Below are 11,839 nucleotides of genomic sequence, written 5' to 3'. Positions count from 1 at the left end.
GAACAAATTAACATTTTTATCTTACAAAAACAGCAAAAAATTCGTTTAGTTAACAAAAAGAAAATTAAAAAATAAATTTTTTTTTTGAAATTAAGAAAATATCTTTAAAAAAATCAGAAGAAAACTTCGTATACTTGAGCCATAGGTTGGTTGTGGAAAGTTTACTTCGAGGGAGGAGTGATGAAGTTAATGAAAAAGAAAATCGCTGTTTTATTGGCAACTTGTTTACTTGTACAACCATTTTTATCTGTTTCAGCGTGGGCGATTGAAGGGGAGCAACAAACGGAACGTACGCAGACACAGCCAAAAACAGCAGAAACCAGTACAAGTGAAGCAACAAAAGAAAGCAGCGCACATTCTACAGAACAGTCATCAATGACGGAATCTAGTGCTATCACAGAAAAAGTAACCACCTCTTCCACAGAAACAAAACCAAGCGAAGAGCAGAAGCAAATCACCTTGACCTTTGAAACAACGGATCAAGCTTTGTTTCTAAATGATGCCAAAAGTTATCAAGTGGTAAAAGAAAAAAATCAGCCACTTCGGACAGAAGAATTACCAAAATGGGCGAATAGTGAGGAAAATGCGACTTTCGTTGGCTGGTCTTACCAAGGAAAAACATATACAAATGAAGAACTTCTTCAATTAGAGTTTTCAGAAGATACACAACTTACGGCTGTCTTTAAACAGAAACTGACACGCATGGCCAGAGCTATCTCAGTTGATCAGTCCATTGCGGACACAATTGCTCCTGCGGATAAAACAAAAGTGATTGTTGTGCCAAGTCCAGCAGGAGATGGAGCAGCGTACAAAGAATATGCATCGACAGAGGCTGGCTTGAAAGAAGCCTTGTTTGATTTGTATCAACAGGGAAACAATGGCGATTTCACTCTTTATATAGGAAACAATATTACGACGAGTGCGGCGACCACCGCTAAAGTGATTCCTGACACCGTTACGGCAAGTAATATGACTTTTTACGCCTTGCAAGGCAAGGTCAATCATTTAGTGATTACTGGAAACAGTGCGGATCCGATTAGTATGGATCAAACGGCGCCAACGGGTTCTAAGACGTTAGGATTTAATCAAAATATCTTTTTTGGCTCAAACATCACTTTGAGAAATCTAAACTATACAGGTACGAATATGTATTTAAATGGTTACAGTTTGAACTTGAATGGCGGTTCTAGTGGAAACGGTCTGACCGTATACGGTGGAACGGATACAGGAGATGTTTCAGGAAACCCAACTTTAACAGTAAATAGTACAGGTACAGGGACATGGAATTTCTATGGCGGAAACCAAAATGGTGGTAATTTAGCTGGAAATCCTACGATTGTTATTAACAATACACGGAGCGGACTAAATACATTAAGTGGGGGCGCCAATATTGGGACAGTGACTGGGAATACTTCATTGGTTGTCAATGATTCTGGTGGCAGAATTGCTTCAATTTATGGGGGCGGTTATGGGACCAACGCAACCAACACAGCGAATGTTACTGGTAACGTCTCAACAAAGGTTGCGATTACGAATGCTGCTACAGGTTTCCAATTAAGTACGTATTATGGCGGTGTTCAATACGGAAATATTGGTGGAAAAGTAACAAACGATATTTCTGGATATGGCCGTTGGTATACAGCGGGTCAACGTTTTATTGGTGGCTCTTCCCGTGGCGATATAGGAACGAATCGTACGACTGATGGAATTACTACAAATTTAAATACACAGTTGTATAGTGCGGGTCGTGCAGATTTTGAAGGAGGCAACCAATATTCTGGAACGATCATCGGAGATATTACGAATGTGGTTACAGCAGGAACGAATTCCGCTGGTGGTATTAATGATTTTAACGGCGGTGCTGGTAACAATGTTTCGAAATTTAACAAGAGTCAAATTGGGGCCTCAAATGAAGCAACGTATGATGCTTATACACCACAGCAAAGAGCAGAATTAGCCAAATCGGCAGCAGCTTTTAAAGTTTTCGGAAATATTTCTTCTAAATTAGTCAGCGGTTCGTTTAATAATGGTGCAATTTATTCAACTGCAGCTGGCCGCGGCGGTTATATCGAAGGAAATACAACAATTGAAGTGGGAACAGCGAATGGTGATGGGTCTTTAGGTGGCGATGGTATGGCTTATTCAGGCGCAAAACCGACAAGCTTAGATTATTCAACGACCAATAAAAGTCGTGGTAATAATTCAGGTTGGGATATTGTTGGTGGCGGCGGCTATCCTGCTAGTAATGATACTTGGGATATCTATATAAAAGGAGATACTAAGACTGTTTTAAATAATACCATTGCTCGCTGGACATATGGTGGCTCTTTTTCAGGTGTCGTTGAAGGCAATACTTCTAACACATTGAATGGCGGGATTGCTGACACATTAGAAGGAACAGGCTATCAAGCAGCTCGAGTTTATGGAAACGGTCAAACAATCGTTAATAATGGTCAAGTCGATTGGTTTCTTTCAGGCGGTGGCTGGAATGATGCCAAAAATGTTGGGAATGTCGGTGTAACGGTTTATGAAGGAGTAATTAATGCTTCGATGGGCGCTTCTTATGGAGCAAGCGGTGGCCATACAATTACTGGTAATTCAGACAATCGCATCTACGGAGGAAATTTCTCAGGAACTCCTCGGACAGGCGCGAACGGTTTTTCAGGTGGGATTACCAATGCGGGCTCACTTCTTGGAAATGCCAAACTCTTAATTGATTTAAGAAATTACAACGGAGAGTTTAAGTTGCCTGGTAATACCTACATTACTGGTGGTCGGCCCTATGGTCAAAATACGACACTAGGAACGGATGAATCAAACACAATTACTTTAAATATTTTCACTAAAACAGGTGTGGAATCTTTAAATGGGGCCAGCATTTACGGTGATGGTGGAACCAATGCTGCGTATACCAAGAACGGCAAGATTACAATGAATATTCAAGCAGCGGGTTCTAGTATTGGAAATTTATATGCGACACAGTATTCCAATATCAGTGGCGGAAAAATCTTACGTGATGTTACCGCAAATGTTCAAGGTGCAGTTAGTATTAACGGTTTATCCGGTGGTTCATCAACAGATAATTTTACTAATGCAATTGTGAATGCTAGTTCAAATAAAGTGGCCTTTAACTTTGGGACTAACGTTGACGGCACCAATAACTATCAAACAGAACCACTAAATGCGACAGGCTTAGGCGTTGTCAACTTTACGGAATTAAATGTCACCAATGGCATTAAATTAATGGCTAATGGTGGGAACATCAAAAATGGCGTTTCTGCTACTGCCGCGAATCATAGTACGACTTACAATGAATTCGGATCAATTCATCTATCTAAAAACGCTGGAATTGGGATCACCAACACGGCCAATTTAATTTCAGCTAGCAAACTAACGGTTCAGGATCATGCAACATTAGAAACAATTCCTGGTACAGGTAAAGTAAACATTGCGGATTTTGAAGCTGTCGATCCAACAAAAGATGAACTTTTATGGATTAAACCAACGACAGATACAACTGCTTTGGTGGATAGCACAGGGACTTGGTTTGGAAATGTCAAAGCCTATCAGGTCTTGACGATTAATCCAACGGTCAATAATGCTACAAAACTTACGCCAACAACGTTTCATGGGATTGAAAAAGCGACTGGAAAAACATTTATTGGCGATAACGATGTGACCAAGGGCGCCAATGGCTATGGAATAGCAATTCCTGGCTCCATCATCGATTACGAAGTGGAAACGCCTGGAATTGTGGCAGGTGCAGGTACTATTTCTCATGATGTAAAAGAGGTCAAAGCTGGCAATGCGCCGTTAACCTTACAAGCGTGGGGCACCGAAGTAGCTGGACAAAAAGTTCAAAAAGGACGTTTGATGATTCCGACCTCAAGTGCTTTAACACCAACCCTAAGCTTCCTTCCTGACGAAGTAACAGGTTCTTGGTTGCACCAAGGAACGGTTAAATCTAGTGAAGTTGGGAGCGCGATAGAGCAAATTCCAGAGCAAAAAGATACCACCCCGCTTTCATGGAAAGCGACGAATATGAACTACAGTTATCAGGTGAAAGTTCAATTTTCAAATAAAGTGGAACTTTCGGGGCAATCGGTGATTGTCACAGAAGATGAGGCAGCGCAACTAACGACTGTCGATAAAGTAATAGAAATGCTTGGCGCAAAAGGTCGGCCGTTTTTCAAAACCTCATTAAAAGAGACGGATTTACCACAAATTCAAGCGCCGTTAGCAGAAAAAACTGTATCGCGGACACATGATATTCAATTAGAAGCAGGGACGTCAGGGGATAATTTGCAAAACAAAACGGTTCATTTAGTTGTTGTGAAAAATGAAAGTGTCCTTGCCAAAGATCGTTCGTTTGCCTTGTATGCGACAAGTGCGCATTTGAAATTAAAAGAAGCAAATGGCTTAACGAATTCAGACGAGTTGGCACAATGGACACAAGCAACGGTGATTTTCGCAGATGGTCGGGCCAATCAAACACCAAGTCTTGATGCCGCAACCTTCCAAGCCATTCAGCAAGCGAAACCAGAAGAATTAGCTAAAACGGTGCCAGCCAATTATCAATTTACAGAAGCTGGCGAAACGTTAAATAAAAAAGTCAATGTGTCTATTTCAGGTGAATTAACGTTAGAAAAAGTACCTAAAACAATTGATTTTGGCAAACAAAAAATTTCTGCCAAGCCAGAAGTTTACTGGCCAACTCTTTCAGATGATTTAGTCGTTCAAGACACACGCGGGACAGAAAGTACGCCTTGGAAACTGAATGTTCAGGTAACGAATCCCTTAACGAACGGCACAGATCAATTGGAAGATTTGTCATTGGTTACAGACAAAGGAGAATTTTTACTCAATAAAGGAGATACGGTTGTTACAGAAAATGAAGGCTCCGGTTCAGGTAGTTATACAATTAACCAAGGTTGGGGTGCGGCAAACCAACGGGGACTTAAACTATCTGTGCCAGTCGAGAAACAAAAAGTTGGCGAATTCAAAGGGACATTGTCATGGTCATTAGTCATGGCACCATAACAAGGAGGAGAGAAGTGAGATGAAAAAATACCTTTTGCTTAGTTGTTTTTTAGGTCTTTTCAGCTTCTGTCATTCAGACACTGCGTTTGGGGAAGCAGCTTATGAAAATAGTGGTGTTGTCTCCTTTTATGGAACGTATGAATATCCCACAGAAGAGTCGACAACAGCGACTAGTAATTCTTCCACAACGACCGAACCCACCAAGCCAGCTGACGGAGGCGCTTCATCCGTCCTTTCTTCTGGCGTATATGGGTCGCGACAAGGAAGATTACCAGCGACAGGTACCACCAATCAAGCACCATTTATTTATTTGGGAATCAGCCTTATCACTATAGGCATATTATTTATTAAAAGGAGAAGAGAAGATGAAAAAAACAGTATTAGCAGTAGTAGGGATTGTAGGATTTAGCGGTGTCTTAGCGACACAACAAGCATTTGCGGAAGACATTAACGTGAACTATACAAGTAATGGCGCCATTACATTTGAACCAGATACAGATCCAACGAAGCCAGTTAACCCAACCAATCCAGATGAAAAAGTTGAACCAGAAGATCCAACTGACCCAACTGGACCAAAACCAGGGACTGCAGGCCCCTTATCAATTGACTATGCTTCAAGCTTTCAATTTGGCGCCCAAAAAATCACTTCCGATACGAAAGATTATTACGCACAAATTCAAACATTTAAAGATGGAACAACAGGTCCCAACTATGTTCAGGTAACGGATAAACGTGGGACACAAGAAGGCTGGACGTTAAGCGCTGTACAAAATGCGCAATTCAAAACAGCCCAAAATGAAGAATTAGTTGGGGCCGCTTTGTCGATTGCCAATGCAGGTGTGACATCGATTGTTGATGCCGCATACGCGCCAACACCAACAGCAGCACATACCTTTGTTCCTGGAACAGAAGTAGAATTAGTCAAAGCAGAAGATGGCAAAGGAATGGGGACTTGGGTCTATCGTTTTGGGAAAGATGCGACAGAAGGTGCTACTGCCGTGAAATTAAATGTCCCAGGTAAAGCGATTAAATTAGCAAAAGAATATCGTACGACCTTAACATGGACATTGAAATCTGTACCAACGAATGTTGGAGGCTAAGTAAATGAAAAAAACAGTCGTCTACTCCTTGTTATTCGGAACAATGTTGCTTGGCGCCACTGTTCCTGCTGAAGCGGCGACGGTCGTTTTTGATAGCGAACAGTCGATTGTTTTTACCCCAAGCACAGATGGGACGGATCCAGTAAATCCAGAAAATCCCGATCCAGAAAAACCAGTTCGACCAGTCGATCCAACGAATCCTGATGGACCTAATCCAGGTACCCCTGGGCCGCTTTCCATCGATTATGCCTCAAGTTTGGATTTTGGGAGTAATGAGATATCGAATAAGGATCAAACGTATTTTGCCAGAGCGCAAACCTATAAAAATCCAGATGGTTCAGCAAGTGAATTGGCAACTGCTAATTATGTACAAGTAAGTGATTTACGGGGAACCAATGCTGGCTGGGTTTTAAAAGTGAAACAAAATGGTCAATTTCGTAATGCAGAAACATTACACAAAGAATTAACAGGCGCCACCGTCGCCTTTACTGAGCCCAGTGTGCGCTCAAATGCGACGGACGTATTGCCGCCAACTGCTACCGCAAACATTCAATTAGATGCTGCGGGCGCAGAAACTGTTGTCATGCAAGCCCCAGAAAAGACCGGCGCCGGAACGTGGATCACGCTGTGGGGGCAAGCAGAAAAAGTGACCGAAAAAAATCAACAAGGACAGCAAGTAAATGCCACAATCACACGGGCAATCTCACTAACTGTTCCCGGGAAAACCCCTAAGGATGCAGTACAATATAAAACAACATTGACTTGGCTACTTTCAGATGTACCAGTAAATAATGGAGGGAAATAAATGAAAAAGACAAAAGTAATGACATTGATGGCAACCGCAACTTTAGGCGCACTGGCACTTGTACCAATGAGTGCATTAGCAGTCGACGGTGGTGAATACCAAACAAACGGAGCGATTCAATTTGCACCAAATACGAACCCAACGAATCCAGTTGATCCGACGAATCCAGATCCGGATAAACCAATTACGCCAGTTGATCCAACTGATCCGACAGGGCCTAAGCCAGGGACAGCAGGTCCGTTATCCATTGACTATGCATCTAGCTTATCTTTTGGGGAACAAACGATTACCTCAAAAAATATGACCTACTATGCAGAAACACAAAAATACAAAGATAATGCTGGTGCCGACCAAGAAGGCCCGAACTTTGTTCAAGTCTCAGATAATCGTGGGACTGAAACAGGTTGGACGTTAAAAGTAAAACAAAATGGTCAATTCAAAACTGAAGCCAACCAAGAACTAACAGCGGCTAAAGTAACTTTAAGCAACGGACGCGTGGTTTCAGCTTCACAATCTGCAAAACCAACGACAGCGCCAGCTACGATTGAATTAAACCCAACTGGAGCTGAATCAGTGGTCATGGCTGCTGGCGATAAAGAAGGTGCGGGTACGTACTTAATGAGCTGGGGCGATAGTGTAGATGCCGCTAAAACAAGTATTTCATTAGAAGTACCTGGTTCAACCACAAAATATGCGAAAAAATACACGACAACTTTTACTTGGACTTTGACAGATACACCTGCTAACACAGGAAACTAAGAACGACAGCATACACGCAAGATCGGGATATAAGTCAAAAATTTTTGGCTTATCTTTCGGTCTTTTGGTGCTTATAATACAACAAAGAATGACAGACATAGGAGAATGAATATGAACAGATGGAAAGTATATGCAACGGTAATCGCTTGTATGTTATTTGGCTGGATTGGCGTGGAGGCGCACGCTTCTGAATTTAATTTTGCGGTCACACCAACAATTCCCGAAAATCAAGTGGATAAATCAAAAACCTACTTTGACTTAAAAATGGCGCCTGGTGCCAAACAAACCGTAGAAATACAGTTACGTAATGATACAGATGAAGACATTACCATTGAAAATACGGTAAACTCAGCGACAACGAATTTAAATGGCGTAGTAGAATATGGCCAAAACGGGATCAAACCTGACAAAACTTTACGCTTTAACTTAAAAGATTATGTGGAAGCACCGAAAGAAATCATCTTGCCGAAACATTCCCAAAAGACCTTACCTTTAACCATCACGATGCCTAAAGATTCTTTTGATGGCGTGATGGCTGGCGGCATAACACTCAAAGAGAAAAAGAAAGAAACCACGACTTCTGCGGATCAATCAAAAGGGTTAGCTATTAATAATGAATACTCCTATGTTGTGGCCATTATTCTTCAGCAAAATGAGACAAAGGTTCAACCAGATTTAAAATTACTGGGGGTTAAACCAGGCCAAGTCAACGCGCGAAACGTCATCAATGTTTCTTTACAAAACCCACAAGCGGCCTATTTAAACCAATTACATTTAATCAACACTGTTTCAAAAGGAGGCGAAACGCTTTACCAATCCGATACTGAGGATATGCAAGTGGCGCCAAACTCTAACTTTAGTTACCCAATTTCTTTAAAAGGGGAACGATTAACGCCAGGGAAATATGTCTTGAAATCAACGGCCTATGGTGTAAAAGATGAAAAGGGCACCTATCAAGTCAAAGGCGCCAATGGTGAAGAACGGTACCTGTACAAATGGGAATTTACAAAAGAATTTACTATTTCTGGGGACGTCGCTAAAGAATTAAATGAAAAAGACGTAACCATTAAAGGAACCAATTGGTGGTTGTATCTACTGATTGCATTAATCATTCTAGCGCTGCTCTTATTGATTTTCTTCTTGTATCGTAAAAAGAAAAAAGAGGAAGAACAACAATCTGAGCAATAAAAAGGGCTATCTATTGACAAAAAGGGTTTTCCTTGTAAAAGTAAAGGTACTTTTACAAGGAATTGCTTCCCATAAAGTAGAGGTAGAGAGAGTGAGAAGCCATGAGAAAAAAGTATCTTTTTTTATTTAGTTCTTTGCTAATTTTTACGGCTGTCGAAATAGAACCAATTCAAACATTGGCGACACCTATTTATAATCCCTTAGAACCAACGGAAGAAATTCAACCAAAACCAGAATCAATCACCCCTCAGGAAAAGTCAGAACCGGAACAACCTGCGCCAACCCCTCCGGAAGATCAAAAAACTACGGTTCCTTCTGAAGAAAAAAAGCCTTCACCCAAGAAAAAAGACAAACCTGTGGAGAAACCGGCAATGTCAAAAGAAAAAAAGAAACAAACAAAAGAAACAACGGCTCATCCCCTACAAGTGAATAAAGATTTTGTCTTTCCTAACGGACTTGGTGCAGGCGGCGATGAAGAATCTGAAAGCTATTTAGCAGCGGTTGGGTACTTTCTTTCAGGAAATGGATTGTATGGGAAAAAAATGGATGTGAGAGAAGTCTATGATATTGATGATGTTTTTAAATAAAGTGGATAAAAGAAAAATCGCCTTATTTCAGTTACTGGAAAATGCACCGATGTTAACAGAGTCAAAAGAAACCGTAATGCAGGAGTTAGAATTATCTGAATTTATAGTGAACAAAACGGTCGCTGAATTAAATGCCGATTTTATTGAATTTGGTTTATCAGAGGATTTTCAAATTGTGAGCGATGGTATTTTCTTAACGCTTAATGAATCAGGAACGGAAACTTCCGCTACTTTGATTGATTGCTATATTAAAGAGTCGTTACGTTTTGCTATGTTTCAAGATTTCTTTTTTCAGCGTTTTGATTCTGTGAATGAGTTTGCTTTAGAACACTTTGTTAGTCACACATTGGCTTATAAGGAGTTCAAGGAATTAAAGAAAATGCTGGAAAATTACCAAATTACAATTAATAAAGAATTTCACTTAGTGGGAAATGAAACCAATTTACGCGAAGTAACAACACTGGTTTTTTTACAATTATACCAACGTGATTTTTCATTGTACGGTAAAAAAGTTTTAGAGCAGATTCGGAACTTTGAGCTATTTTTTTCTGAGAATGTTCATCTTAATCAGCGTGCGGGCTATGCACAAGCTAAATGTTTTCATTTTTTGGCGGTTTCTTTAGTACGAACGCAGCAACAGTTTTATGTAGAGAAAAAAGTAGATTCGCAAGTGTTAAAACAATTAGCCGGTGACAATCAGCAGAATGTTTTCAATTGGTTAGAGAGTCTTCAAATCCCAGAACCACAACGAACAAACGAAGGCAATTATTTACTCTTATTTTTAATTGCTGAAGAGTGGCTTCAAGTAGCTTCAGCAGCACTTTGCCAAAGATTTGCAGAAATTCAACAATTGAATCGTGACTTGTTAAGCTATTTAAAAATACAATTTCAGCTTTCCGAGGAAGTCCTGCAAGGTTTTGAACAAAAAGTAACAATCGTACATTTTAAATTGTTCCATTTTCCAATAGAAGCAAACTATAGTTATCGCAAAATGGATATAACCTACTTTGCAGAAACGTATACAGAGTATTTTTCTGCTAGTCGACAATTTATTCAAGAACAAAAAACGAATCCCGCTGTTTGGGATGCCAGACAGTTTTTATTTTATCGGTATCTGTTGTTAATGGTGGATGCGTTGCCATTGAAAAAAGTTTTGGCTCCGATTACATTGTGTGTCGACTTTTCCTTTGGTGAAGCCTATAATCGTATGATACAAAAAAATATTGAAAAAATTACGGAATGGAATATCATTTTCAAAGCACATGTAGATGAAAGTGTACAATTAATTTTATCGGATATTCATTTTGTCGATTGGCCTGAGATTACCCAAATTATTTGGCTAGCGCCACCACGTCCTGTTGATTGGTCGCATTTTATTAAAACGCTGAGTGCACTAAGACCGCACTCGGGAGAAGAAAACAAGGTCGGGACAGCACCGCTTAGCTCCGAGAAATAAGAAGAAATTTCCGGAAATTGTTCTTTAATTTTTGGATAATTTCGGCTTATTTCCGAAGGAGCTGGTTCTGTTCCCGCCGTTTATCAGATTTTGAGCGTGAAGCAAAAATCCAAAGTGATTTTTGTACCACGCTTTTTCTTTATGACTTTAGTCAGTTGAAATCTCTAAAGAGATTTCGACAAAAAAACCACGCGTACTGCGCGTGGAGGCCAGAGCTTTAGCGATAAAAACTCCTTTCGATATAATAGATAAAGGCTACCAACCGTTATCAAATCGAAAGGAGTTTTTGAATGTCGAACGACGATAAAAGTTTAGCACATACTCGTTGGAATTGTAAGTATCATCTTGTGTTTACACCAAAATATAGAAGAAAAGTAATCTATGGTCAATTAAGGCGAGATATAGGGAAAATACTAAGGAAATTGTGTGAGGTGAAAGAAGTCGAAATCATTGAAGCGCATGCAATGCCCAACCATATCCATATGTTGGTAAGAATTCCACCGAAGTTGAGTGTATCAGGTTTTATGGGTTTCTTAAAAGGAAGAAGTGCAGTAATCATTCATGAACGTCATGCGAATTTAAAATACAATTATGGAAATCGATCCTTTTGGTCAAAAGGCTATTATGTGAGCACTGTAGGACTGAACCAAAAATATATACGAGAACAAGAAGCAGAAGATCGAGTAAGGGATAGTATAAACAAAAGAGAGTATAAAGATCCATTTAGGAAGTAACAGCTAGATAAGAATAGAAAGGTAGCGGTTGGCGGTCTCTAAAAAGCTCCCTTAAAGGGAGCAGCAGGTAGCGAGCCCTTCTAGGGCTATTAAAAAGCCACCCGCTATGCGGGTGGATATTTACTTTAGAATATAAAAATTAAAAATAATAAAAAAGTTGAAACTTTTTA

At 40.2% G+C, this 11,839-nt stretch carries 9 protein-coding genes; all 9 read left to right on the top strand.

The genetic code is table 11. The features are described 5' to 3' along the window. Window positions 1-180 precede the first annotated feature (180 nt). Entirely contained in the window at window positions 181-5,040 is a 4,860-nt protein-coding gene (locus IGK86_RS13605; protein WP_010776193.1) for a hypothetical protein, read from the top strand. 19 nt (window positions 5,041-5,059) lie between these two features. Continuing rightward, entirely contained in the window at window positions 5,060-5,449 is a 390-nt protein-coding gene (locus IGK86_RS13600; RefSeq protein WP_002354835.1) for an LPXTG cell wall anchor domain-containing protein, read from the top strand. Next, on the top strand, window positions 5,406-6,140 hold the full coding sequence (locus IGK86_RS13595; protein ID WP_002354838.1) for a WxL domain-containing protein: 735 nt from the start codon (window positions 5,406-5,408) through the stop codon (window positions 6,138-6,140). Before IGK86_RS13600 ends, IGK86_RS13595 begins: the two co-directional genes overlap by 44 nt. Before the next feature lie 4 nt (window positions 6,141-6,144). Beyond that, window positions 6,145-6,945, top strand: a complete 801-nt coding sequence (locus IGK86_RS13590) for a WxL domain-containing protein (RefSeq protein ID WP_002385162.1) — start codon at window positions 6,145-6,147, stop codon at window positions 6,943-6,945. Beyond that, window positions 6,946-7,704, top strand: coding sequence for a WxL domain-containing protein (locus tag IGK86_RS13585; protein WP_010776192.1), 759 nt, complete (start codon window positions 6,946-6,948; stop codon window positions 7,702-7,704). A 105-nt stretch (window positions 7,705-7,809) separates the two neighbouring features. Further along, window positions 7,810-8,892 (top strand): DUF916 and DUF3324 domain-containing protein, encoded by a 1,083-nt coding sequence (locus IGK86_RS13580; protein ID WP_002358992.1) that lies wholly within the window; start codon window positions 7,810-7,812, stop codon window positions 8,890-8,892. 101 nt (window positions 8,893-8,993) lie between these two features. Beyond that, window positions 8,994-9,479, top strand: coding sequence for a hypothetical protein (locus IGK86_RS13575; protein WP_002354843.1), 486 nt, complete (start codon window positions 8,994-8,996; stop codon window positions 9,477-9,479). Further along, window positions 9,454-10,935: a helix-turn-helix domain-containing protein gene (locus tag IGK86_RS13570; protein ID WP_270278482.1), complete on the top strand. Its 1,482-nt coding sequence runs from the start codon at window positions 9,454-9,456 to the stop codon at window positions 10,933-10,935. The genes IGK86_RS13575 and IGK86_RS13570 overlap by 26 nt, the downstream gene beginning before the upstream one ends. A 290-nt stretch (window positions 10,936-11,225) precedes the next feature. Further along, window positions 11,226-11,669, top strand: a complete 444-nt coding sequence (tnpA, locus tag IGK86_RS13565) for an IS200/IS605 family transposase (RefSeq protein WP_010713340.1) — start codon at window positions 11,226-11,228, stop codon at window positions 11,667-11,669. The last annotated feature ends 170 nt before the right edge of the window (window positions 11,670-11,839 follow it).

It is taken from the genome of Enterococcus sp. DIV1206 (assembly GCF_051712485.1).
Lineage (GTDB): Bacteria > Bacillota > Bacilli > Lactobacillales > Enterococcaceae > Enterococcus > Enterococcus faecalis.
The sequence above is the reverse complement of the archived record's forward strand: the minus strand, read 5'-3'. Positions and strand labels throughout refer to the sequence as shown.

Coding starts and splice junctions, on each gene's coding strand:
- IGK86_RS13600 (WP_002354835.1), top strand. CDS start 5,060: ATGAAAAAATACCTTTTGCTTAGTTGTTTTTTAGGTCTTTTCAGCTTC.
- IGK86_RS13595 (WP_002354838.1), top strand. CDS start 5,406: ATGAAAAAAACAGTATTAGCAGTAGTAGGGATTGTAGGATTTAGCGGT.
- IGK86_RS13580 (WP_002358992.1), top strand. CDS start 7,810: ATGAATATGAACAGATGGAAAGTATATGCAACGGTAATCGCTTGTATG.
- IGK86_RS13585 (WP_010776192.1), top strand. CDS start 6,946: ATGAAAAAGACAAAAGTAATGACATTGATGGCAACCGCAACTTTAGGC.
- IGK86_RS13570 (WP_270278482.1), top strand. CDS start 9,454: ATGATATTGATGATGTTTTTAAATAAAGTGGATAAAAGAAAAATCGCC.
- IGK86_RS13605 (WP_010776193.1), top strand. CDS start 181: ATGAAGTTAATGAAAAAGAAAATCGCTGTTTTATTGGCAACTTGTTTA.
- IGK86_RS13575 (WP_002354843.1), top strand. CDS start 8,994: ATGAGAAAAAAGTATCTTTTTTTATTTAGTTCTTTGCTAATTTTTACG.
- tnpA (WP_010713340.1), top strand. CDS start 11,226: ATGTCGAACGACGATAAAAGTTTAGCACATACTCGTTGGAATTGTAAG.
- IGK86_RS13590 (WP_002385162.1), top strand. CDS start 6,145: ATGAAAAAAACAGTCGTCTACTCCTTGTTATTCGGAACAATGTTGCTT.